This is a genomic window from Polaribacter aquimarinus (assembly GCF_003129485.1).
GTDB lineage: Bacteria > Bacteroidota > Bacteroidia > Flavobacteriales > Flavobacteriaceae > Polaribacter > Polaribacter aquimarinus.
The window spans coordinates 818,287-843,390 of sequence record NZ_QFFG01000001.1; the positions used below are offsets into that span (position 1 = coordinate 818,287).

30 protein-coding genes are annotated in these 25,104 nt (G+C 30.3%); 23 read left to right on the forward strand and 7 right to left on the reverse strand.

The features are described from left to right. Window positions 1–7: 7 nt before the first annotated feature. The 7 genes from DIS07_RS03380 to DIS07_RS03410 all read right to left on the reverse strand — a co-directional run bounded on the left by DIS07_RS03380 (window position 8) and on the right by DIS07_RS03410 (window position 7,534). Entirely contained in the window at window positions 8–175 is a 168-nt protein-coding gene (locus tag DIS07_RS03380) for a CcoQ/FixQ family Cbb3-type cytochrome c oxidase assembly chaperone (protein WP_109403801.1), read from the reverse strand. Window positions 176–179: 4 nt separating this feature from the next. Continuing rightward, window positions 180–2,375: a cytochrome-c oxidase, cbb3-type subunit I gene (ccoN, locus tag DIS07_RS03385; RefSeq protein ID WP_109403802.1), complete on the reverse strand. Its 2,196-nt coding sequence runs from the start codon at window positions 2,373–2,375 to the stop codon at window positions 180–182. Window positions 2,376–2,398: 23 nt separating this feature from the next. Beyond that, a complete protein-coding gene (gene ccoS / locus DIS07_RS03390; protein WP_109403803.1) occupies window positions 2,399–2,566 on the reverse strand; it encodes a cbb3-type cytochrome oxidase assembly protein CcoS in 168 nt (55 codons plus the stop codon). A 92-nt stretch (window positions 2,567–2,658) separates the two neighbouring features. Beyond that, window positions 2,659–4,023, reverse strand: a complete 1,365-nt coding sequence (gene hemN / locus DIS07_RS03395; RefSeq protein WP_109403859.1) for an oxygen-independent coproporphyrinogen III oxidase — start codon at window positions 4,021–4,023, stop codon at window positions 2,659–2,661. An 80-nt stretch (window positions 4,024–4,103) separates the two neighbouring features. Then, on the reverse strand, window positions 4,104–4,802 hold the full coding sequence (gene deoD / locus DIS07_RS03400; protein WP_109403804.1) for a purine-nucleoside phosphorylase: 699 nt from the start codon (window positions 4,800–4,802) through the stop codon (window positions 4,104–4,106). A gap of 12 nt (window positions 4,803–4,814) precedes the next feature. Beyond that, on the reverse strand, window positions 4,815–5,156 hold the full coding sequence (locus DIS07_RS03405; protein WP_109403805.1) for a cupin domain-containing protein: 342 nt from the start codon (window positions 5,154–5,156) through the stop codon (window positions 4,815–4,817). A 5-nt stretch (window positions 5,157–5,161) separates the two neighbouring features. Beyond that, the gene (locus DIS07_RS03410; RefSeq protein WP_109403806.1) at window positions 5,162–7,534 is read right to left on the reverse strand and encodes a heavy metal translocating P-type ATPase; all 2,373 of its coding nucleotides are present in this window, start codon (window positions 7,532–7,534) and stop codon (window positions 5,162–5,164) included. Between the two features lie 104 nt (window positions 7,535–7,638). Here DIS07_RS03410 and DIS07_RS03415 point away from each other — a divergent pair, with 104 nt between their 5' ends. The 23 genes from DIS07_RS03415 to DIS07_RS03525 all read left to right on the forward strand — a co-directional run bounded on the left by DIS07_RS03415 (window position 7,639) and on the right by DIS07_RS03525 (window position 24,969). After that, on the forward strand, window positions 7,639–8,328 hold the full coding sequence (locus DIS07_RS03415) for a Crp/Fnr family transcriptional regulator (protein ID WP_109403807.1): 690 nt from the start codon (window positions 7,639–7,641) through the stop codon (window positions 8,326–8,328). A 270-nt stretch (window positions 8,329–8,598) separates the two neighbouring features. After that, window positions 8,599–9,714, forward strand: coding sequence for a tyrosine-type recombinase/integrase (locus DIS07_RS03420; RefSeq protein ID WP_109403808.1), 1,116 nt, complete (start codon window positions 8,599–8,601; stop codon window positions 9,712–9,714). 139 nt (window positions 9,715–9,853) lie between these two features. After that, a complete protein-coding gene (locus tag DIS07_RS03425; RefSeq protein ID WP_109403809.1) occupies window positions 9,854–10,597 on the forward strand; it encodes a hypothetical protein in 744 nt (247 codons plus the stop codon). Between the two features lie 147 nt (window positions 10,598–10,744). Beyond that, window positions 10,745–11,566: a hypothetical protein gene (locus DIS07_RS03430; protein ID WP_146190702.1), complete on the forward strand. Its 822-nt coding sequence runs from the start codon at window positions 10,745–10,747 to the stop codon at window positions 11,564–11,566. Window positions 11,567–11,726: 160 nt separating this feature from the next. Then, on the forward strand, window positions 11,727–12,119 hold the full coding sequence (locus tag DIS07_RS03435) for a contact-dependent growth inhibition system immunity protein (protein WP_109403811.1): 393 nt from the start codon (window positions 11,727–11,729) through the stop codon (window positions 12,117–12,119). Further along, complete coding sequence (locus DIS07_RS03440) at window positions 12,120–12,419, forward strand: hypothetical protein (protein ID WP_109403812.1); 300 nt, start codon at window positions 12,120–12,122, stop codon at window positions 12,417–12,419. Window positions 12,420–12,609: 190 nt separating this feature from the next. Further along, entirely contained in the window at window positions 12,610–13,083 is a 474-nt protein-coding gene (locus DIS07_RS03445; RefSeq protein ID WP_109403813.1) for a hypothetical protein, read from the forward strand. A 135-nt stretch (window positions 13,084–13,218) separates the two neighbouring features. Then, window positions 13,219–13,599, forward strand: a complete 381-nt coding sequence (locus DIS07_RS03450; RefSeq protein ID WP_109403814.1) for a hypothetical protein — start codon at window positions 13,219–13,221, stop codon at window positions 13,597–13,599. 8 nt (window positions 13,600–13,607) lie between these two features. Beyond that, window positions 13,608–14,030: a hypothetical protein gene (locus DIS07_RS03455; protein ID WP_109403815.1), complete on the forward strand. Its 423-nt coding sequence runs from the start codon at window positions 13,608–13,610 to the stop codon at window positions 14,028–14,030. Window positions 14,031–14,189: 159 nt separating this feature from the next. After that, window positions 14,190–14,945, forward strand: a complete 756-nt coding sequence (locus DIS07_RS03460; RefSeq protein WP_109403816.1) for a hypothetical protein — start codon at window positions 14,190–14,192, stop codon at window positions 14,943–14,945. A 153-nt stretch (window positions 14,946–15,098) separates the two neighbouring features. Further along, complete coding sequence (locus DIS07_RS03465; RefSeq protein WP_109403817.1) at window positions 15,099–15,596, forward strand: hypothetical protein; 498 nt, start codon at window positions 15,099–15,101, stop codon at window positions 15,594–15,596. Window positions 15,597–15,897: 301 nt separating this feature from the next. After that, entirely contained in the window at window positions 15,898–18,105 is a 2,208-nt protein-coding gene (gene dcm, locus DIS07_RS03470) for a DNA (cytosine-5-)-methyltransferase (protein ID WP_109403818.1), read from the forward strand. Further along, a complete protein-coding gene (locus DIS07_RS03475; protein ID WP_109403819.1) occupies window positions 18,102–19,283 on the forward strand; it encodes an MvaI/BcnI restriction endonuclease family protein in 1,182 nt (393 codons plus the stop codon). Before dcm ends, DIS07_RS03475 begins: the two co-directional genes overlap by 4 nt. A 285-nt stretch (window positions 19,284–19,568) precedes the next feature. Then, the gene (locus DIS07_RS03480; RefSeq protein ID WP_109403820.1) at window positions 19,569–19,907 is read left to right on the forward strand and encodes a hypothetical protein; all 339 of its coding nucleotides are present in this window, start codon (window positions 19,569–19,571) and stop codon (window positions 19,905–19,907) included. A gap of 10 nt (window positions 19,908–19,917) precedes the next feature. Further along, the gene (locus tag DIS07_RS03485) at window positions 19,918–20,289 is read left to right on the forward strand and encodes a hypothetical protein (RefSeq protein ID WP_109403821.1); all 372 of its coding nucleotides are present in this window, start codon (window positions 19,918–19,920) and stop codon (window positions 20,287–20,289) included. A gap of 206 nt (window positions 20,290–20,495) precedes the next feature. Beyond that, entirely contained in the window at window positions 20,496–20,927 is a 432-nt protein-coding gene (locus DIS07_RS03490) for a hypothetical protein (RefSeq protein WP_235869084.1), read from the forward strand. Between the two features lie 505 nt (window positions 20,928–21,432). Then, complete coding sequence (locus tag DIS07_RS03495) at window positions 21,433–21,765, forward strand: hypothetical protein (protein WP_109403822.1); 333 nt, start codon at window positions 21,433–21,435, stop codon at window positions 21,763–21,765. 9 nt (window positions 21,766–21,774) lie between these two features. Continuing rightward, a complete protein-coding gene (locus DIS07_RS03500) occupies window positions 21,775–21,996 on the forward strand; it encodes a hypothetical protein (protein ID WP_109403823.1) in 222 nt (73 codons plus the stop codon). Between the two features lie 162 nt (window positions 21,997–22,158). Then, the gene (locus DIS07_RS03505) at window positions 22,159–22,818 is read left to right on the forward strand and encodes a hypothetical protein (protein WP_146190703.1); all 660 of its coding nucleotides are present in this window, start codon (window positions 22,159–22,161) and stop codon (window positions 22,816–22,818) included. A gap of 216 nt (window positions 22,819–23,034) precedes the next feature. Then, complete coding sequence (locus DIS07_RS03510; protein ID WP_219930511.1) at window positions 23,035–23,550, forward strand: Crp/Fnr family transcriptional regulator; 516 nt, start codon at window positions 23,035–23,037, stop codon at window positions 23,548–23,550. 58 nt (window positions 23,551–23,608) lie between these two features. Beyond that, the gene (locus DIS07_RS03515; RefSeq protein WP_109403826.1) at window positions 23,609–24,031 is read left to right on the forward strand and encodes an SRPBCC domain-containing protein; all 423 of its coding nucleotides are present in this window, start codon (window positions 23,609–23,611) and stop codon (window positions 24,029–24,031) included. A 243-nt stretch (window positions 24,032–24,274) separates the two neighbouring features. Beyond that, entirely contained in the window at window positions 24,275–24,592 is a 318-nt protein-coding gene (locus tag DIS07_RS03520) for a hypothetical protein (protein WP_146190704.1), read from the forward strand. Further along, window positions 24,589–24,969: a hypothetical protein gene (locus DIS07_RS03525; protein WP_109403828.1), complete on the forward strand. Its 381-nt coding sequence runs from the start codon at window positions 24,589–24,591 to the stop codon at window positions 24,967–24,969. Before DIS07_RS03520 ends, DIS07_RS03525 begins: the two co-directional genes overlap by 4 nt. Window positions 24,970–25,104: the final 135 nt, after the last annotated feature.

Consider the following 25,104-nt stretch of genomic DNA (forward strand, 5'->3'; position numbering starts at 1 on the left):
TGTATTTTTAATGATCTAATGGTAATTTACTTACCGTTTTTATATATTCTTTTTTTGCTGTAAAAACCCACCAAAATAAGGCTACAAAAAAAGTAAAGAAAATGACTAATGATATCATCGGATATATTTCTATACCGGTGATACTTTCCATATGATTTTTTACAAATTTTAACATGATCTTATTTTTTAGAAAGTTTTTGTTCGTCTTTTACTTTGATATCAGTTCCTAAACGTTGTATGTAAGCAATAATGGCAACAATCTCTCTGTTTTTCATTTCAACAAACTCTTCGCCATTATCTTTAGCATATTTCTTATCAGCTTGATAATTCTTAGCAAAATCTGGGTCATCATGTAAGTTCTTTTCAATTTTCGCTCCTTGTTCTAACATGCTTTGTTGTGCGTTGGCTATATCTTCTTCTGTATAAGGAACACCTAAAGTTACCATTGCTTTCATTTTGCTTTCTGTATCCGATTTATCTAGCTTGTTTCTAATCAACCATTTGTAAGATGGCATAATAGAACCAGGTGAGGTACTTTGTGGGTCATACATGTGATTCAAGTGCCAACTATCATTATACTTCTGACCAACTCTATGTAAATCTGGACCGGTACGTTTACTTCCCCATAAGAATGGATGATCATAAACAAATTCACCTGCTTTAGAATATTCTCCATAACGTTCTACCTCGCTCCTAAAAGGTCTTACCATTTGAGAGTGACATCCCACACATCCTTCTCGGATATATAAATCACGTCCTTCCAATTCTAATGGTGTATAAGGTTTTACACTGCTAATAGTTGGAATATTAGATTCGACTAATAATGTTGGAATAATCTGAACTACACCCCCTATTAAAATTGCAATAGTAGCGTAAATGGTTAATTTAATTGGTTTTCTTTCGATCCAAGTGTGCCAACCTTCTCCTTTAGTTCTGTATTTAGGTACTTTAGTTAAAGCAGCAGCTTCAGCCAATTCATCAGTAACACCAACACCAGATTTAACAGTTTTTACAACATTGTACAACATTACAATTGCACCAATAATAAACATAGTACCACCAATAGCTCTCATCCAATACATTGGGATGATTTCATTTACGGTTTCTAAGAAGTTACCATAAGTTAGAGAGCCATCAGGATTGAATTGTTTCCACATAGAAGCTTGAACAAATCCTGCTACATACATTGGTAGTGCATACATAATGATACCTAAAGTACCTATCCAGAAGTGGAAATTGGCCAAGGCAGTAGAATACAATTTTGTTTTAAACATTCTTGGAATTAACCAATATAACATACCAAAAGTTAAAAACCCGTTCCAAGCTAATGCACCAACGTGAACGTGAGCGATAATCCAATCGCTAAAGTGAGCAATTGCATTTACATTTTTAAGTGACAGCATTGGCCCTTCAAAAGTTGCCATACCATAACCTGTAATTGCAACTACCATAAATTTTAAGGTAGGGTCTGTTCTTACTTTATCCCAAGCGCCTCTTAAAGTTAATAGACCATTAATCATACCACCCCAAGATGGAGCAATTAACATTACAGAAAATGCAACTCCTAAGTTTTGTGCCCAATCTGGTAGAGCTGTGTACAATAAGTGGTGAGGCCCTGCCCAAATGTAGATAAATATTAAAGACCAAAAGTGAACAATAGATAGTCTATAAGAATACACCGGTCTATTAGCTGCTTTAGGTACAAAATAATACATTAACCCTAAAAATGGTGTTGTTAAGAAAAACGCTACAGCATTATGCCCATACCACCATTGTACCAGAGCATCTTGAACACCTGCATATACTGAATAACTTTTTAATGCACTTACTGGTAATTCTAAACTATTAAAAATATGTAAAACTGCAACAGTTACAAAAGTGGCTAAGTAAAACCAAACGGCCACATACAAATGACGTTGTCTTCTTTTTAGTATAGTCCAAATCATATTTACACCAAAAGCTACCCAAACTAAAGCAATGGCAATATCTATCGGCCATTCTAATTCGGCATACTCTTTAGATGTTGTATAACCTAATGGTAAAGTAATTGCAGCAGCTACAATTATGATTTGCCAACCCCAAAAATTGAACTTACTTAAAAAATCACTTGCCATTCTTGTTTTTAACAATCGTTGCAAAGAGTAATAAACACCTGCATACATTGCGTTACCAACAAAAGCAAAAATTACTGCATTGGTATGTAAAGGTCTTAAACGACCAAAACTTAACCATGAAATTCCGTCGGTTAAATTTGGGAATAAAAACATTAAGGCCAATAATAAACCTACAGTGAACCCTACAATACCCCAAAGTAAGGTAGCGTAGATGAAATTTTTTACGATCTTATTGTCGTAATAAAATTGTTGCATTTCCATAATTTACTTAAATTTAATTCTGTTTAGTTAGTTTCTTTTTTCTCTTTTACCAATTCATCATCAAACAGCATACGTACAGATGGTGTGTACATATCATCATATTGACCTCTCTTTGTAGAAAGGATGAATATTATAAAAAAAGCTATTGCTACAATAATACTTATAGAAAGTAGTAGGTATATTACGCTCATATCTTGCCTGATAATTAATTGTCCAAAAATAATATTGGTTTATTTCTAAAAATATGACAAATGTCATAATTCTTAAATATCTTAATAATTTGTTAAATAGTCATTGAAAATAATTGTGTTTTTGGTTTGTTTTTTAACAGATGTAAATCAAAAGCCATACAAATATTTCTTACATAAGGTCTTGCCTTTTCTGGAACAGTCAATGAATTTTGTCTAACTTCTACCAATCCATCTTGTACCATTTCTTTTAATAAACCAATATGTTTTTCAATATTATTTATTTTCATTATATCTTCTTTCCATGAAGTAGAAAAATGACACATAATATTTAAAATATGTTTTCTAATAACCTGGTCTTCTTTAGATAATAGATGCCCTCTAAAAATGGGTAATTTACCTTCGTTCACCATTTTTTGATATTCTTTTACCGTTTTTACATTTTGTGCAAATGCATACCAAGAATCTGAAATGGCAGACATTCCCAAACCAATCATTAATTTTGTTTTATTGGCTGTGTAACCCATAAAATTTCGATGCAAAGTTTTATTAATTGTTGCTTGGTATAAGCTATCCGTTTTTAAAGCAAAATGGTCCATCCCTATTTCCACATAACCTAATTCTGCAAAGAGTTGTTTTCCTATTTCGTAAAGTTCTCTTTTTTCATCATTTTTTGGCAAATCGTTTTCATTAAAACCTCTTTGACCAACACCTTTTACCCAAGGTACGTGTGCATAACTGTAAAATGAAATTCGATCTGGTTGCAGTTCTTTAGTTTTGTTAATTGTGTGAATAACATTTTCTTTGGTTTGAAATGGCAACCCAAAAATTAAATCGTGACTTACAGAAGTGTATCCAATTTCTCTGGACCATTTCGTTACTTTCTCAACTGCTTCGAAAGGTTGAATTCTATGAATAGCTTTCTGTACTTTTTCATTATAATCTTGTACTCCAAAACTGACTCTGGTAAAACCACAATTAAACAAAGTTTGTAATTGTGCTTTTGTGGTATTGTTTGGATGCCCCTCAAAACTAAATTCTGCTTCAGAATGCTTATTAGACAATTTAAAAATGCCATCCATCAAGAATTGTAAGTTTTCTTTTGAGAAAAAAGTTGGTGTTCCTCCGCCTAAATGCAATTCTTTAATTATTGGAGTTTCTTCTAACATCTCAACATATAGCTGCCATTCTTTTAATACGGTTTCTATGTACATTTCTTCAACTTCATGACGTTTAGTAATATGCTTATGGCACGCACAAAATGTACACAAACTCTCACAAAAAGGCAAATGAATGTAAACACTAATGCCTTCTGATTGATTACTTTCTGTAAAAGAAGCTTGAAAAGATTTAATCCAATCTTGGTCCTCAATTCCGTCTTTATTCCAATAAGGCACTGTTGGATAACTGGTATATCTTGGTCCTGGAATGTTATATTTTTGTACTAACGATGTTTTCATTTTGTTTATCATTTTGTCAGGTGGAACGCAGTAAAGCCTAAATTTACCGCTCGACAGCGTTAAAGGAGGTATACATTATACTAAGTCAATTCTAAAGCAATTTCTATCATTTCTTTAAACGTCTGTTCTCTTTCTTCTGCAGTAGTTCTTTCTTTTGTTACCAAACTATCAGAAATGGTTAAAATTGATAAGGCATTAACATTGTGTTTTGCAGCTACTGTATATAATCCAGAGGTTTCCATTTCTACACACAATACCCCATAATCTGCCCATTTTTTATAGCTCTCAAAATCATCTGCATAAAATTCATCAGAACTTAAAATTCCTCCCGCTTTTACAGGAATATTTTTCTCTTTTGCAACTTCAATAGCTTTTTGGAACAATTTAAAACTAGCAGTTGGTGCAAAGTCTGCTCCGTTAAAACGGATGGTATTTAATCCAGAATTTGTAGAAGCTGCCATTGCTAAAACAATATCTCTAATTTTTACATTTTTTTGATAGGAACCCGCAGAACCAACACGGATTAAGTTTTTTACTTTATATTCTGTAATTAACTCTGTACAGTAAATTAATGTTGACGGAATTCCCATTCCTGTTCCTTGCACCGAGATTCTTTTACCTTTGTAAGTTCCGGTATAACCTAACATTCCTCGAACATCGTTATACTGAATAATATCTTTTAGAAAAAAATCTGCTATCCATTTTGCTCTCATTGGATCTCCTGGCAACAAAACTGTTTCTGCAATTTCTCCCTTTTTAGCTTTAATATGAATACTCATTTTCTATGATTTTTATTTGTTAATCACTTTTTCTACTCTCTTAATCTTATCTGTTTTAGATAATGTTAATCTAACAATACTATCTTCTAAAGCATTTAAATTATGAACTATCTGAGGTTTTAAAGAGATGATATCTCCTGATTTTAAAACAATAGTTTCATTATTTACCCCAAAATCAATTGCACCTTGTATTACCTGAACAATAATTGCAAATGGTGCTTGATGATCTTCCATAACTTGTCCTTTTTTAAACACAATTCTAATTTCTTTAGAAAAATCTGTATCTAACATAAGTGATAAAGCAGGTTTTAAATCATTAAATTTTATATTTTCTAAAAATGATGTTACTTTCATAATTCTTATTTTATTTTGTTACCCAATACATTGGTAGAAATTGTTGTAAAAACAACAATACTTATAGAACTTAATGGCATTAAAATTGCTGCAATAACTGGCATTAATTGACCGGTTACCGCAAAATACAAGCCCACAACATTATAACACAAAGACAAGATAAAACAGTATTTTATAATAGTAATTGCTTTTTTCGAGGCTTTAATAAAAGTTTCTATTTTGTTAAATTTTGATGCATCTAAAATTCCATCACAAGCAGGTGAAAATACATTAATGTTTTCTGATAGCGCAATACCAACATCACTCTGTGCTAATGCACCAGCATCATTTAAGCCATCACCAATCATCATTACTTTTTTATTATTTTGCTGTAAACTGGCTACAACATTCAATTTATCTTCAGGTTTTTGATTAAATAACAAATCGGTTCCTTTAGGTAAATTTTCTTGTAAAAATTTTATTTCCCCTTCATTATCTCCAGAAACTACAGACAAATCGTAATTATTTTGCAAAACATCGAATAGAGATTTTACGCCTTTTCGATACGAATTTTTAAATATAAATTTTCCTTTATATTGATTATTAAAACTGATATGAACTGCCGTATCTAGGACTGATTGTTCTTGTTGATTATTTACAAAAGATGATGAACCTAATTTTAGGTTAACTCCATTGTAAGAAACTTGAATGCCTTTGCCTACAATTTCTTGGTAATCAGAAATAGTAAGTATTTCTGCATCTTGAAAAGTATGATATAATGTTCTACTTAATGGATGATTAGATGCTCTTAAAGAACTTTTTAAAATGCTTTTCTCTTGCTGATTTAAGGCAATTCCATGATAAGAAATTTTACTTTCTTTGCTTGTGGTTAACGTTCCTGTTTTATCGAAAATAATACTATTTATTGCTGCTAATTGTTCTACAACAGTTGCATTTTTTAAATAAAATTTTTGCTTTCCAAAAATACGCAACATGTTTCCAAGAGTAAATGGTGCTGCTAGTGCAATTGCACAAGGACAAGCGATAATTAAAACTGCTGTAAATACATTTAATGCTTTAGAAGCATCGAAATACAACCAGAAAGCAGTAGAAATAAAAGCAATTGCTAAAACAATAATGGTAAAGTTTTTACTAATATTATCTGTTATAGTTTTAAAATGAGATTCTTTATTTTTCTGAAAAACATCATTACTCCATAGCTGCGTTAAATAACTTTGTGAAACTGATACTAAAACTTCCATTTCTATAACTCCAGAGAGTTGTTTACCCCCAGCAAATAATTTATCGCCAGATTTTTTTTGAACCGGTTCTGCCTCTCCTGTAACAAAACTGTAATCTATGGCTGCATTCTCACTGATTAAAATTCCATCTACCGGAATCAATTCTTGATTTCTGATTAGTAATCTATCTCCTTTTTCAATATTATAGACCTGAATATTCTCTTCTTTATTTTCTTTAATTCTTGTAACTGCTATTGGAAAATAGGATTTATAGTCGCGCTCAAAAGAAAGAAAATTATAGGTCTTTTGCTGAAAGAATTTTCCTAATAGTAAGAAAAAAACTAATCCTGTTAGGCTATCAAAAAAACCTGTTCCTAAATCAAAAATAATTTCGAATGTACTTCTAATAAACAAAACAAAAATCCCTAAAGCTATAGGAACATCAATATTTAAAATTTTAGAGCTTAATCCTTTAAAAGCAGATATAAAATAGTCTTTCCCAGCATAAAAAACTACAGGTAAAGAAAATGCAAACATCAGCCATCTAAAGACGTTTTTATATTTTTCTAACCAAAAACCATCAACTTCAAAATATTCAGGAAAAGAGAGAAACATTACGTTACCAAAGGCAAAACCTGCAATACCTAACTTATAAATTAAGCTTCTATCTACTGCTTTTTTTCCGCCTTCATAATCCTCTAAACTAATATAAGGTTCATAACCAATAGCGCTTAACAGCAACACAATTTCTTTCAAAGAGGTTTTATCTGAGCCAAAGGTTATTCTAACTTTTTTCTTTGGAAAATCAACTTGAGAAGCAGTAATTTTTGGATTTAATTTATGCAAATTCTCTAATACCCAAATACAAGAACTACAATGAATATGGGGTATATACAAGGTAACTATTTGCGTATTACCATCATTAAAATCCAATAATTTATCTGCAATTTCTGATGATTCTAAGAAATCGTATTTTCCTTGAATTTCAGTAGGAATTGCTCCTGGACTGTCTTGAAAATCGTAATAACAAGTTAAATCATTATCAGAAAAAATCTCGTAGACCGTTTTACAACCGTTACAACAAAAAGATTTTTCATCAAATTGTATTAAGTTATCATCACAAGAATCACCACAGTGATAACATTGTGTAGAATTCATATTTACTCTTTTGCCTTTTGCAAATTTCTGATAAGAATATATTTAAAAATATGATATTTATCACATTTTTGGTATCTTTGTTATAACTAAAACAGTAACTCGATATGGAAGGAAAATGCGAACAATGCATTATTCGACAATTTAATTCTTTAAAACATTTAAGTAGAGAAGAGTTGGTTAGGATGTCTAATTGCAAAACTTCTAAAGTTGTAAAAAAAGGAGAAGCTCTTTTCGAAGAAGGAGAGCACATTAATGGGGTTTTCTGTATTAAAAATGGGATTTGCAAAATCTCTAAAATGAGTGAAAATGGAAGAAATCAAATTATAAGTTTAGTTACCAAAGGCGATTTGTTAGGGGAACGTAGTTTAATTTCTGATGAAGTAGCCAATTTAAAGGCTATAGCACTAAATGACATGGAGGTTTGTTTTATTCCAAAAGAAGAAATTATACGAGACTTAGAAAAAAACCCTAATTTTTCTATGGGAGTTTTAAAAGACATGGCTACTTCTTTAAAAAAGGCTGACAATGTTATTGTTGATATGGCTCAAAAAACAGTTAAACAACGTTTAGCTGAAACTATTTTAAATTTAGAAGCCAAATTTGGCACTAACGAAGAAAATGCAATTGATGTTCATTTATCTAGAGAAGATATTGCAAATATTATTGGTACAGCTACCGAGTCTGCAATTCGTTTACTTTCTGATTTAAAAAAGAAAAAAATTATTGCATTTAAAGGAAAAGATATTTCTATAATAGACAAAAGTGAGTTAGAAACAATAGCTCAGGGATTTTAAAAGACTTTCTAAAACAATTAAAATAAAAAAAAGACTTTCATTTTATGAGAGTCTTTTTTTTATAAGCAAGAACTAAATAAGAACCAATGACCTTCGGGTTTATAAAATTTCTACAAAACCGCTAGTATCTTAGGTTTTCATGTTATATTTTAATTAAAGTCTGTAAAAATCATATATAACTTTTTTTATTTGCACTATAATATCTTGATTGTGTTTTCATAAAAATAGAACAGTACGCTTTTATTTTATTATATTAGCTAAGTATTTGCTATGAAATCTATTACCTTACTCCGTAATACCCACAAGGGTATAAATGTTATTACGATTCATTTTCCTTTCAGTGAGGAAGTGAAAAATCATTTAAACATACTACCCGAAGTATTTTGGAGTAAAACTTTGAAATGCTTTTACATTGAAGATTCCTTATATAATAGAAGTTTATTATATAAACATATTCGACTTAAAAATTGGTTTGTTAACTATAACAAATTAAAAAAACGATTAACGCCTCACTTAGAAGAAAACTACAAATTAGAGTTACCTATTCTATCTAACAAATTAACCATAGAATTATCTGAATTTAAAAAATGGTTACAACAAAAAAGGTTAAGTGCTAATACTGTTAACACCTATGTAGAAGTAACAAGTTTCTTTTTGCGTTATGGATTGCTAAAAAAGATTGAAAATTATTCGATAAAATTAATTGAACAATTTAACTACGATTTTATATTTAGAGCAAATAAGTCTGTGTCTTATCAAAATCAATGTATTAACGGAATCAAAAAATTTCTTTTATTTAAGGGAGTAGAAGTTGATTTACTTAATATTGAAAGACCAAAAAAAGAAAAACAATTACCTGCAGTTCTAAGTACAGAAGAAATAAAGACAATTTTTAATAATCTTACAAATCTCAAACACAAAACGTTATTAAGTTTACTTTATTCGGGTGGGCTTAGAATTGGGGAAGCATTGAATTTAAAAATTAATGATATTGATAGTAAAAGAATGTTAATTCATATTAGACAAGCTAAGGGTAAAAAAGATAGGTATACTTTACTTTCATATTCTTTTTTAAAACTTGTTAGAGAATATTATTTAGCCTATAAACCAAAAGTGTTCCTTTTTGAGGGGCAAAATGGAAAAAAATATAGTAATTCTAGTGCTCAAGCTGTTTTAAAAAAATCATTGAAGAATACAAGAATTTCAAAAAAAGTCACATTACATACACTAAGGCACACTTTCGCAACACATTTATTAGAAAACGGGACAGATATTAGATATATACAAGAGTTATTGGGACATAACAGTCCAAAAACAACCATGATTTATACACACGTTAGCAAAACTAGTCTGAAAAACATTAAAAATCCTTTTGATGAACTATAGAATAAATTTATATTTATGGAGACAATACTATGTTATAAATAATATTACAAAACATCAGTTTAGTCTATTAAATTAGACGGCTATACTGATATTTTATAAGCATATAAACAAGTTGCCACACATAAAAAACTGAACGAAAATGTTCTGGAATAAAAGAAAAAAATTACCAATTACAGAAGAAGACAAAGTTTGGATTGATGAAGATTTAAATTGGTTAAAAGCTGAATTAGGAAAAGAACATTTTATGGAAATTAAAACTGTGAAACCAACTAAAGAGTTTTACAACAGGAATTTCGATAAAACAGAAAAAGATGCTGAATTCATTTTAGAACGAACAATGGAATTAATGAGCATCAAAGATTTGGAAATAAAACTTGATTTTTTTTCAGATGGAATTGTAGAATCTGAAAATGGAACAATTTTAACAACTCCTGCTGACATAAATGGAAAATGGGAAAGTGCTGCTGGAACTTACGAAAAGAATGAAAAAGGTATTATAATCTCAATTGAAACTCAACAATTAAAAGATCCTATTTCATTAATTGCAACAATTTCTCACGAATTGTCTCACCAGATATTATTAGGAGAAAATCGAATTGAGGAAAATGATGAATTTTTAACTGACTTAACCGCTATAAGTTATGGTTTTGGAATTTTTATAGGAAATTCAAGATTTAATTTTTCACAATTTTCAACAAATGGAGGATTTGGATGGCAATCAAGTGGAATTGGATATTTGCCTGAACAAATAATAGCTTATTCAATGGCTTGGTTATCGAATGAGCGAAATGAAAATACGGAATATTCAAACTTTTTGAAACCATCAATAAAAAAGTATTTTAAAAATAGTTATGAATATTTGAAAAATGAAAAATCTGAATAATTACGTGTGGCAACACCGTGTAAAATTAATTGCTAGTTTTAGCTCACTTGGGAAATTCCTTCGGAATTTCGCCGTTCGTGTTTAATCTAGTAAATTAGTTGCTTGAAACACGCAACTAATCTTACACAACCACGTTGTACACTATAAATGAGAAACTTACTACCACTTCTATTTTTAGCTTTTATGATTTTATCTTGTAATAATAAACGAGCTGATAAATTGACTAATGTGATTCTAAAGTTTTACGAAAAACAACCTGATAAAATTTATAGAAAAGTTTTAAAGAAATCTGAATTCGATAGTATTTTTTATTATTACAAAAATGGAAATATATTTAAAGAAGGAAAAAGCAGAAAAAATGGTAAACCTTTTGGAATATGGAATTTATATTCTAAAAATGGAAAATTGAGGGAAATTAGAGAGTGGTTTGTAATCAACGGACATTCAAGAATCAATAGAGTTTGGTTTTTGAACAAAAGCGGAGATACAATACCATGGAGAAATCAAGACTCTATTTTTATGCAAAAGGAGTTTATAAATGACACTTTGGGAACAAGAGCTACAAATTACAATGTGATATATTTTAGAAAAGACACTGTTGAGTTCAATGAGTCTATGAAAGCTATTGCTTATTTACGCTCACCTTTGATTGAAGAAGAAAATTCTCAATTAATGGTTTTAATTGGTAAATCTAAAAATAATTTTAACTCTGATTTTTCAAATGAAAATGAGGTTAAACTAGACACTTTTTACAATTTAACAATAGATACAGTAAATCAAAAATGGTTTCCTAATGTAGAACAAAAATACTTTGTGACATTTGGGTATTATTTTGAAAGTCCAGGATTAAAGAACATAAAAGGGTACATGCTCGAATATGCAAATGGGAATTTTGAGAATGGAATAGACAGTTTGACTTCTAAAACTTATTTCGAAAAAGAGATATTTGTAAAGGATTCTGTTAAATAAATTACAGTGTACAACAAAGTATAAATTTTATTGCTAGCTTTTAGCCTACTTGCGAAAATTCTAGCGAATTTTCTAATCCGTGATTATTTGCTAACTTTACGCTAAACCAGACGCAACAAACTTTATACAGAGCCGTTGGCAACAAGCCGAAATCACTCATATGGAAACAAAATCAATCGAACAATTAGAGAAAGATATTTGGAAAAACCCTTCCGAATTTCCGACTGATTTGGTTGAAAAATGTCATCGCTATCGAAAGATAGGTATTGCGGAATTGACAAACGAACAAATAAGACTTCTGATTTCTCAAAATATCGGAATTGAATATCTAATCGGAATCGCACTCGAAAAACTCGAACGGAATATTTTGACCGAATGTGATTTTTACGAAGGCGATTTACTTATCGCTGTTTCAAGTTTACCGACTGAATTTTGGAATGAAAATCAAACTGAATTTCTGAAATTCAAAAATATTGTGGAACAGAATTCGGTAATAATAAAAACTGAACTCGGAGAAAAGAAATTTGACCGAATAAATGAAAAACTAACTTAAATGAATAATATAAATTTTAAAAAATGGGCATTCCATTTTATGATTTGGATTTTAATAATTAATATTATTTCCTTCTATTTAACAATCAGCTATACAAGTATATTTAATGAAGGAGACAATACAGCACAAGTCTTATTTTATTTTGGAATTTTAGGAACAGTTTTACTTTTATTGAGTCTTATTTTTATAATTTTTAGTACCATAAAAAAAGAGAAGAAAAATTATCAATATTGGACTTCAATAGTTGGACTTGTCATTTTTGGAATTTTGCCAATTTTAGCAAGTCTATTTTTAAATTAATTTAGAGAATAATTGAACTGAATAAATAAAAGCCAGTTGCCAACAATGGCTATAAGTAATTGCTTATTCTCGCCTACTTCTGAAAATCCTCGCGGATTTTCAGTTTGGTGTGTACTTGCAAAATTAACCGCTAACCCACGCAACTACTCATAGCCGAGACCGTTGTGGTGCATTTAACGAAACCCTAAAAATGAACAGAAGTCATAGAAATATATTAGCCGAAAATCTTCGCCATTATCTATCTGGAAGAATAACAAACTTTGAGTTTATGGACAGAATTGAACCAATATACCCAACAAATGACAAAGGAGTTAAAGCGGTTGAAAATAGTTTTTGGTACTGTTATGATGATTTGAGAAAACACAAAAACACAGGAAAAGACAAATTGACTGATGAGGCTGAAAATCATATTAAACGATTTATTCTGTTTCTGAAATCTGACAATGAATACGAATGGAAAGACCCAAAATTCTCGAATCCGATTAAATGGATTTTGAGTTTAATAACGTTCGGAATTTATCCAAAAAAAGCGGAAGAAAGTGAATCTGAAAATATTGAACTTGGAGACGAACGAGTTTGGCCATTTTTTCGACAAACTGAATTTGAAAAGGAAATTAATGAACCAAAATATCTGAATAAAAAACGACACCACAACACCGTATAAAAATAATTGCGGTTTAGTGCTTAATCAAAGATCGTTGCGTGTTTGTAACGTCTGATTTTCCTTCGGAAAATCCTCGCATACAAACCCGCAACTATTCTTATACATAAACGTTGTGGGTAATTTGAGAAAACCGAAATGAACGAATCAAAAAGACTGAATTTTTTAAAATCTTATCTCAAGCTATATGGAGTTGAGAAAATTAAATTGACAAACGAAACGGTTGACTCAATAAGCGGAATTGCAATCTATGACGAAAATGACCCAGAAGAACGACAGGAATTTATTTGGCATAAATCTGAAATGGAAATTCCCTCACCTGAATTGAATATTCTGATTGAAAAAATTGTGGCGGAAAAATGGCATAACGGAGACAAAATTTCGGAACGTATTGAGGAGTTGGAATTTGAAGAGTTTGACAACTCGACCAAAGAAAAAATATTGACTGAATTATTTGACGTCCGAATTAGAATGGTTGATAACGGAGAGGAAACGGACTCATATTTTGTGCATTATTGACTTTAAAAATGAAACTAATTAAAAAAATATTGCTTATTGGAATTGTTACCCTATTAGTTGGCTGTTTCTCAACCGAAACTAAAGATGCCAAAAAAGCATATAGATATTGGTCTGGAAACGAACCGCCAAAAGAAATTGAACTAATTAAAGGAGAATATTATCAATCACCTCACTTTACTCTTGAATACGAACTATTCCTAAAATTCAAATCTGACAAAAAATGGTTTGAAGAATTTGTTGAGTATAATGGACTTGAAATTGATACAATCGGAAATGATTGGAAATCTTGGACTGAATTGCCAAAGTGGTTTAATCCTGACCAAAATTATTTGATTTATGCAAAAGACCAATCGAATGAATTTGAGCGTTCGAGATATTTGAAGAATCCCGAAACTGGAATTAGTTATATTTACGAAACAGTTGGAATGTGAAAAATAAAAAACTACCCACAACAATGGCTATAAGTAATTGCTTGTTCTCGCCTACTTCTGAAAATCCTCGCGGATTTTCAGTTTGGTGTATACTTGCTAAGTTAACCGCTGAACCACGCAACTACTCATAGCCGAGACCGTTGGCAATAATTAGTCGCTATGAAAAAAACAACTTTTATTTTTCTGACTTTTTTGATTTTTTATTCTTGTCAAAAAGAGGAATCAAAATCTGACTTCATTGGAAACTGGAGTGCAACTTCTGACACTAATTTTGATATAAATATTACTTTTTCAAATGACTCGATATTAATTGAAAATCCTGTAGTTTATTATGACAGAAATTATTCAACTAGATGGAAAGTTATTGGAAAAAAAATTGAACTTGAAGAAGCTGTCTGGAATTATAAATTTAATCTTAAAAAAGATTCTTTACTAATAAAACATCAAACTGATTCAGTTTACGATTTAAGTCTTAAAAGAATAAAAAATAATTATGAATTTCTTGAAAATAAACTGGGTTTTGAATTAAGACTACCTAAAACAAATGAAGAGCTTATAAAAGTTGAGAATAAGGAACTTTTTTATAATATTTATATAGGAAAAGAAAATAAATCTATAATTATTAGAACTGATAATAATTTGAAAAGTATTAATCAAATAATAAATAAAAGATCTTTTTTGAAAATTTCAAAAACGGAAAGTAATAATAAAAAGCTGGAAAAAGGATTTAAAATTGATACTTTGACAATTGCTCTTTTGTCTGATAAATCAATTAACAATAATGAATTAGATTCTATAAAATCAATTTTGAAAGATTATCAAATTAAAAGGTTTTTCAGAATTTACAACAACGAGGAATACACTAAAAAAGATTGGAAGGCTGAAATAAATTGGTTGGGAAAATATGAAAATTAACTATTGCCAACACTGTATAAACTTTATTGCTGCTAAAATTTTCCTTCGGAAAAATACGCAGGCACAAAGTTGTTTAATAAATTGCTTACTTTTAGCATAACTAAAACGCAACAAAGCTTATACGAGAAACGTTAGGCAACATTTGAGGAAACAATGAAATTAGGAAATAACATTTTAGCATTTATCGTATTTTTAATTATCGGAATTCCGATTTTTATATTGTTTTTGCCAATAATGATAGTTCTTTACCCAATTCATTTCTTTCAAAGAAAGCGATTTGAAAAAAAATACTCTGAATTTCTGACTAGCAACAACGGAAAGAATTTCTTCTGCTACAACAATAGAAAAAACTCGAAAGAATATATTGAGGAACAAATAATCCCAAATCTGACTGACGGAATTGAAATCGTGTATCTGAATGGAAAAAAAGTAGAATCGGAATATAACGTGGAATTTATTTCAGAGGCTCTTTACAAGTTTAAGAATTACAGCGGATTTCCTCACTTAATGAAAATACAGAATGGAAAACTGATTGACAAATCAATAAACAATCCGTTTTATAACGTGCTGAATTTAAAAAAGAGTAAAACTGAATTATTAACCAAAATCAATCGGTTCTTTGAACTGAATGAAATAAAAAACGTTGCCTAACACCGTATAAAAATAATTGCTTATTTTAGGCTAAACCAAAAGTCGTTGCGCTTTTGGTACGTTTGATTTTCCTAATCGGAAAATCCTCGCACTCAAAACCGCAACTATCCTTATACAAACACGTTACCTGCAAGCGAATCCAACCGCACAGTCAAGCACATTTTATTTTGCTCGTGCCTCACAAAATAAAAAGAGCTTGCCTTTTCCCAACGCTTAATCTGAATAAAAAACAGAATTAAATAGGAATTTTAAAAAATGTCCGTAAATTTGTCCGTGTACGTAAAAACGTCCGTGAATAATTATGGCAACAATTAATTTTTATTTAGACAAGGCTGACAAAAAAGGGTTCGCACCAATTCATCTACGAATCAACTGCAACGGAAGTCAAGTTAAAATTTCAACTGGACAAAAAATAGAACCGAAAAACTTCGATAAATCAAAACAAAAAGCAATTGGATTATCTGTAGAGTCACACGAAATCAATCATTATTTGGATTTTTTAAGAGAACGAGCAGATGAACTTCTGCACCATTCCAACAAAAAGACTTTTATTCAAGACGAAGTTAAAAGCGTTTTAAATGAACACATAGAAAATTATAAAGAAAATAGTAATGTAAATATCGTAAAAGAACAGGTTTCGCTTTACGGAAAACCATTCACTTTTGTTGATTTATTTGCAGGAGCAGGTGGTTTTAGTGAGGGATTTTTACAAGCTGAACATAACAACAAATTCTTTGATTTTGTAGTAGCTAACGATATAAACGAAAACTGCGAACTCACTCACGTTGTTCGTTACAATCATCAATTGGGTTTAGATGCTAAATTTCTCAAACAAGATATTACTGAACCAGACTTTTTAGACAATTTGTTAGAAAAAATAGATGGTCGAAAAATAGACGTTGTTTGCGGTGGTCCACCTTGTCAAAGTTTTAGCCTTGCAGGAAAAAGAAAGAAATTTGACAAAAAAGACGACTTATTTTCTCATTATTTAGAAGTCATTAAGGTTTTACAACCGAAATACTTCATAATGGAAAATGTAAAAGGCATTTTAACAAAAGAAAGCGGTAAGATAAAAGAACTAATAATAAAAGAGATAAACTCTATTGTTGACATTAAAGAGATTCCTTCACTTACATCATTTATAAAAAAGGTACGAGACGAGTCAAATTCTTTTCTATTTGACAGCATTATAAAACGTGTTGAACTTGAAAAGTTACTCGAAAAAGATAAAGAAAGCGGAAAAGCTGATTTTATCAATTTTGTAGAAAATAGATTTAGAAAACTAACACCAAAAATTGCAGATTACAAAACCAGTAAAACGGACGAGAATATAAATACTATTCGTCACGGATTTAACCTTTTAGCGCGAGCGAAAGAATGGGAAAAACTGAAACGTGATATTATAAAAGAAAAAGACTTTTGCAATATTGATAGTGATAATTTTGTAAATGCTTTTACTGATTTCCTAACAGAAATCAGTTCAGAAAATGTTATATCGAAAATTGAAAATGCTTTCAAGCTTTTAAAAGTTCCTAATACTTATAAAAAAGATTGTGATGATATCATTACTGCATTAAAAATCTATACAACTTCTTTTGATGAGTCAATAGAGATATTAAAATCGCATTGCAATAAATCACAGAACAAGGAATTAGAAACTATTCTTGAAAGTATTAGGCTTTACAAAATAGAAAAACCTTTTGTTGCTAACGCTTCAAATTATGGTGTTCCACAAAATAGGGAAAGAGTGCTTTTCATTGGTTGTCGTAAAGACCAAAAATATATTTCTGAAATTCCTGCAACCGTTTCTGAAGAAGAAAAGGTTACCATTTTTGAAGCTTTGTATGATTTAGATTTTATCGGTAACAATCAAGAAGCTCACCGATACGAATTAGTTGATATTTCAACTCAATACAATGGAACTGCAAAGAAAATGGCTAAACTTTTAAAGAAAAGAAAAATTGATGGAAAGCCAATTTCTAAAGGTGGAAAATCTTTTGCAGAATGGTCAAGAAAAGGTAGATTAATTGAGCGTTTCAAACCTCAAACAAAGCCTTTTTACGTAAGGAATACAGAAGCACTTGAAAATGGGGAAAAGTATTTCGACATACTCAATAATCACAAAACAAGTAATCAAAACGAAACTGTTGTTGAAAGACTTGGAGTTATTTTAAAAATTGGAGATTATAAAAAAGCGCAACCAGAATTAGAAAAATTAGGTCTTTCGACAAACAAGCGAAATTATAATGTTTTAAAACCAGATGAACAAAGCTCTACTATAATGACCATCGCAGATGATTATATTCATTACAATTCGCCAAGGTCTTTAACAGTTAGAGAAATGGCACGTTTACAGTCTTTTGACGACTCTTTTGTATTTCAAGGGAAACGCTCAACAGGAGGAAATAATAGAAAAACGGAAGTGCCACAATACACTCTAGTTGGTAACGCTGTTCCGCCATTATTAGCACGAGCAGTGGCAAGTGAAATTTTAAAACACATCAAGTGAGAAAACTTACAAACGAAGAACAAGAAAAAATAAAATTACTGACCAAAAACCAAGTTTCTCTTACTTTAATTGAGCCAACCGAAACCGGATTAAAAAAATCCATTATGGATGCGACTGGTTCTGTTCGTAGTTATTTGAAAAGTGAGAACATTCACGATTATGAATTGCAGAATCAAGGTACAGAGAGCAAAGTAATGATTCCAGCAATTATTCATACTGGTTTTAAGATTATAAAGTCAAAAGCATCTCTATATCGTCCATCAACTAAAAAAGGAGACCCGAGAATTTGGTTTTATGGTTTAACAAAAGTTGCTGACCCTAACGATATTATTGGAATCACTTTTTACAACGATAATTTTCAAGTTTTTAACTTGACAAAATTAGATATCAAGGAATTAATTTATTCTTCAATTCTAAATCCATTTCAAGAACTAATTAATGCAATTAATACGACAGAAAATGAAGTTGCTTTTGAGCTATTAGCTCTTTTAAGAAAAATTGCGAATGCAGGCCCAATACCTTCGATGGTTGATGCTGACACTTCTGTAGGTAGGACACTTGAGACAGCTCTCGGAATTGACATTAACTCTTCAAAACAACCAGATTATAAAGGAATTGAACTTAAATCGTTTAGAAATAGCAGAACGAATCGAAAAAATCTATTCGCACAAGTTCCAGATTGGAAATTGAGTAAGTTTAAAAGTTCAGCGGAAATTCTTGACAATTTTGGCTATGAACGTGATGATGATTTTAAACTTTATTGCACAGTTTCAGCAATTACGAGAAACTCGCAAGGTTTAAATTTAAGAATTGATAGCGATATAAAACAACTAATTGAAAACTCTGATAAGCCAGAGGTTGGAGATTTTGTAGTCTGGACATTAGACAAACTTCATAACCGATTAAAATTAAAACATAAAGAAACATTTTGGGTAGAAGCCGAAAGTATAAGGATTGATGAACGTGAACATTTTCAATATAAGCTGGTGGAACACACAAAAAAGCCAATTACCTCACAATTTGACTTACTAATTGAACAAGGGATTATAACTCTTGACCATTTAATTAAGCGAAACTCAAAAGGGAAAGTGGTTGAAAAAGGTCCATTATTTAAAATCAAACCTAAAGGAATTGAATTACTGTTCCCACCAAGCGAAAGTTATAATTTAATGACATAGCGGAATTGCCAACGCTAAAAGCCATACACATTTCCAGTCGCACCATCCACGCTACACCAAAACTGTAAAAGAGTATGTCTTTGCCAACGCTAGCAAGTTTGCGGAAAAACGCCAGCCAGGTAACAACGTATATAAAAAATAGCGGTTCAAGTGCTTAATCCAAAGTGATTTTCATAAATTTAAAGCCAGCACTAAACCGAAAAGTTAGTGTTTAAAAATCCGCTACTTTTCATATACAACACCGTTGTAACACATTACCAAGCGATCTCAAAAAAGGAATTAATAATGGGAGAAATAATAGGAGAAATTCTTTTTAAATATGTAATTGCTGGAATTTGGATTGGACTAAATTCAATTTATGATTGGATTAAAGGAGTTATTTTTGGAATACCAAAAATTGAAGTTGAAAAGAAAAGACTTGAAAAAAAATGGCTCTATAAAAAAGTGATTTTAAGAGAAAAACTTGAAAACGGAATTGAAATTGGAACAAATGGAACTGTTATGGAAATAATAGACAAAAGAACTGCTTTTACAGAATTCTACAACCAAAATGGAGAATTTATTGAAATTGAAAATGAATTGATGTACAAAGTGAAATTAAGTAAATTAAAGCTAAAAAAATAGTTTATTGAAAATGGAATATTTCTTTATTTTTATTGTAGTTCTATTAATTATTTATGCTACTTACAATCAAATAAAAGTTATTTATTATCGGAATTTTAAATCTTTTGAAATAGAAATAGAGAACTTTTTGGAATCTCATAATTATCAATTAATAGAAAAAAGGAACCCAAATAAAGAAGACTGGAAAAAGAGTCCATTTGAAAAACCACCGAATTTTAAAGTTACTCTTTCTGTTATTAAAATTAATGGTTTACCAGTAACTTGGACAGATTTAAAATATAAAGTCATTATTGGAAAAAAGGAAAATCGCACAAAACAAATTTGGTTGGAAATTAAAACGACATATTTTCAAAAGCCAAAACTGAATTTTATAATTAAATAGAAATGAAAAATTTAAAAACGTGTTACAACACCGTATAAACTTTATTGCTAGTTATAGCTCACTTGGGAAATTCCTTCGGAATTTCGCCGTTCGTGTTTTATTTAGTAAATTCATTGCTTAAATCACGCAACAAAGCTTATACAAACACGTTGGCAATAATATAACCGAACCCAAAAACATTGAGAAAATATCTGAAATTTTTGACTTTGATTGTACTCTTAATGAGTTATAGTTGTGCATACGAATCGCAAAACAGAGAAAAACTTGAATCGTCTTTTGAGGACAACTTTGGATTTAAACCTCCTGAATCTATAAAGGAAATTAAACTTAAAAACCGAGGGTATTTTGATTTTCAAGTTCATTATATGTCGTTCACATACGACTCAAATATTTTAGAAAAAATTATTGCTCACGACCAACCTCTGAATACTGTCGAAAGTAATAATGTGAAATTTGGAAATATTATTGACGAATTAAAAGAAGACGCTGGACTTCCGAGATGGTTTGATTTACCGAATAAAAATGTTGACCGAATTTATTACAAGAATGATTTTTTGGACCATACATTTAGCGAATATTATTTATGGATTGACAAACAAACTGAAATGACTTATTTGTATGTTCACTTTTTTGACTAATAAGATAATATTATTACCAAAATAATGACAAAACTATAATTGGAAAAAAGATATAATGAAAGAGTTAGATAAGTCTGTAGATAAAACCTTGAGATTATATAAATACTCAAGTATTATTTTCATTATAATATATTGGGTTTATATAATTATTGATGATTATAATTTCATAGTTAATTACTGGAATACTAACTGGATAGATTATATAAAAATTTGGTCTATTTACTTTCTTATATATTTTGTTTTGTTTACGATTATATTTTGTTCTATTTCTCTAATAATTCTCTTTTGTTATTATAAAATTCACAAACGATTTAAACAGAAAAATAAATTAACGGAATAAAAATACTATTGCCAACACCGTATAAAATTAATTGCTGGTTTTAGTCTATTTACGAAAGTCCTCGCGGACTTTCTATCTGTGATTTATTTGCTAACTTTAGTGCTTAAAACACACAACTAATCTTATACATCAACGTTGTAACACATTTGAGCAAACTAAGAAAAATTGAAATTAACTAAAAAACATTTGGGAATTTACAATACATACGAAGGAAAAAAATCTTCGTTAGAAAATGTTGGAACTCAAAAAGAGAAGGAATTATTTCAAAATGGAGAATTTGAGAAAATAACGAAATTAATAGAAACTGAATACAAAATAAAACGGAAAGAGCTTTCGGAATCAGAAATACAAAATCACAAATCTGAACTGAATTTAATATTTGATAGTAATTGGAATAAAAAATCGTTGAAATACTTATCGAAAAAATATTATGAACCTGAAAAAGAACAAAGCACTTTTGACTCAATAATGTCTATGCTTTGGGCGATGTTTGGATAAAAATAAAATATGACTGAATTCGTAATTATATCTGTTTTGATAATCCTTTTTGGAGGATTTTTATATTGGGCTTATCTTCCAGATTATAGGAGAAATCCGAAAGAATTTTGGCGGACATTAATCGGAATGCCAATTGGAATGTTACTCGGCGGAATTGGATTCAGAGATTTAAACGAACAAATTAGAAAATGGGCTGTCGGAGATAAAAATGAAAAGAAAACTGAAAAATAAAAACGTGTTACAACAATGTATAACCGCAATTACGGCGAATTCGACTACGTCCGAATCCACTCGGAATTGCTAAAGTCTGTGCCAAACCGAAAATTAACGCATATTAACCCGTAACTGACGGTTATACGAGACCGTTGTGCAACATATAAAAAAACTGAAGTCGTGAGATTTAAAATTGGAATAATATTCATATTTCTGTGCCAAATTGCTCAAGCACAGCAATCGGAAATGACCGTAAATCAAAATCGCTACAACTCTGAATTTAATGCAAATTCTGAACTTAAAAGCGAGTTTGAAAATAGCGAAAAATCTAATGACGAATTTAGACTTATAGCTAAATCAAACGATAATGGAAAAATTTGGGTGTATATACAAAATACCACTTCCGATACAATTTCACTTTCTCATCAGGATTATAGCATTTACATTCTACAAGAGGCAATGGATAAAAATGGATTATGGAAACCAATTGAGTATTGGGAAAGCTCTGATTGCGGAAACAGTTTCGGAGAAATTAAAATTGAGCCGAATGAAATAATTCAGACAGAATCGGCAAAATATAGTGGGGATTTTAAAACCAAAATTAGATTTAAGTTGAGTGAAAATAATAAAGTGTATTATTCCAATGCAATAGAGGGAAATATCAATCCGAATAAAATGATTTTACCAAATGATTTCAGTTTTACTTGGCCATTAGCTATTATGGAAAACAGCGGAAAAAAAACGCCAATGGAATTACAAAAAAAAGTGGTTTTTTTAGAACCAAATGGAATGGAAGAATTTAATGAGTTTTTTGAAAATTCAATGAAAAAAAAGAATTAAAAATACGTTGCACAACAATGGCTATAAGTAATTGCTTGTTCTCGCCTACTTCTGAAAATCCTCGCGGATTTTCAGTTTGGTGTGTACTTGCAAAGTTAAGTGCTAAACCACGCAACTACTCATAGCCCAACCGTTGTGCTTAATGTAAAAACATTCAGGAAATTGACAGAATTACAAAAATATATTACTTCCTACTTTGGAATCTCAAACCAGAATATGGACAAAATAACGTCTTTATTCACTGAATCTGAACTCAAAAAAGGAGATTATTTTACAAAATCTGGACAATATTGCGAAAAACTGAGTTTTGTAAGAAGTGGATTTATTAGAATTTTTGCAAACGCTAATGACAAGGAAGTTACGCAATGGATTTCTACAAAAGGCTACTTCATAACAGATTTATACAGTTTTACTTTCAAACAAAGAGCGAAGTGGAATATTCAAGCATTAACGGACTGCGAACTCTACACAATCGATAAAGAAAATTATGTGCTTTTGAATAATTTAGTTCCAAATTGGGCTGAAATTGAAAAACAATTTATTGCAGGTTGTTTCATTCAATTAGAAGATAGAGTTTTCAACCATTTATCCCTTAGTGCTGAAGAACGTTACGACAAACTTTTTGAGAATAGCAAAGAGCTTTTTAATCAAGTTCCCTTGCAATATCTCGCTTCAATGCTAGGAATGTCGCCTGAAACATTTAGTCGTATAAGAAACAAAAAGATTTCTTGATTTTTGTCAAGAGCAGAAACCACATTTGAATCGAACTTTGTCTAATAAATTAGATATTATGGCAAAGCAGATTAAAACATCAATTACGATAAACGCAAGTAAAGAGAAAATTTGGAAAATACTTACCGACTTTAAAAATTACCCCGAATGGAATTCATTTATTAAGTCGGTTACTGGAGAAGTAAAGGTTGGAAAACAGATTAAAATAAAATTACAAGGAATGACTTTTAAACCTATTATATTAATCTTTAATGAAAACTCAGAATTAAAATGGCTTGGTCGTCTTTGGTTCAAAGGAATTTTTGACGGAGAACATAAATTCAAACTAACCGATAATGGAAACGGAACAACCAATTTTGAGCAGAGCGAGATTTTTAGTGGAATTTTGGTTAAGCTATTTGCAAAGAGTTTGGATAAGGACACAAAAAATGGATTTGAACAGATGAACAAGGAATTGAAATTACACGCAGAAAAACACTAAGCACAACAAAGTCTATAATTAATACGGGTTTTGGTGCTTAATCAAAAGAAAAGTGTATTTTTATAGAGTCCGCCAAATCTTTTGATTTGGCTTTAAAAATTAAAAAGTAAAATAAAAAGTTTTGGCTAAGTGCAAATTCGGAAGTTAATCGCTTATTTATTCCCGTACTAATCATAGCCGAAGCCGTTGTACTGCATTTGAGAAATGAGAAAACCAATTAACATTTTGGACAAAAATCAACAAATGGAATTACCAGTTGGAATCTACAGTCTGAAAGTTTTGGGTGGTTGGAAAGTAATTACGAATAACTTTTCTGTAATTCTTCGAGAAGTAAATGGAGAAACTGTAATAAAGCCAAAAGAAACGTTTTGGAAAATCCAGTCTTTTGCTTTTGGTAAACGAGCAAAAAAGATAGCTTCAGTTGACATTCCGAAAAGAGCAACATATGAAATTGAATTTTTAAATCCATCCGACTTGAAAGTCAAAAAATCGAACCTTATAACGTTGGGTTTTTTCCAAAGTTTTCTACCAACCAATGAAATTCAAGTTTGTATCGAATGAAAAAGACTTACGATATAAAATTAAGCGGAGTAAAAATCGGAACAACTGATTTTGAGTTTGCGGACACACCAATGGGTGTTGTCTTTGGTATAGTCAATTTTGAGAATATTAACTCACCTTACGAATTGATAAAAGAACATTGCATTAAAAACGGAGTTGGAATAAATGATGATTACCCAGAAGACAAGTTCATTAATACAATGTTAATTCCCGAATTAAAAGTATTCGATAACGAGCAAAATGAATTGAAAGGTTGGGGAGCATATTTTATTGGAATGGACAATGACGGATTTGAAATCCAATTTGGCGGAATAACATCTGACTTAATGAAATCTGAATTTAAACATCATTATGACGAATATTATAAAACTGAATAAAAACGCAGTACAACAAAGAACTGAGTTAAAAAACAAATAAATTCTTCGTTAAATTTTTACAATATTTTTCTAGGCTCAAAAATCTATTCATTCGTTTTTTGAGCTTTTATTTTTTTATTTAATATGCTATTTAGG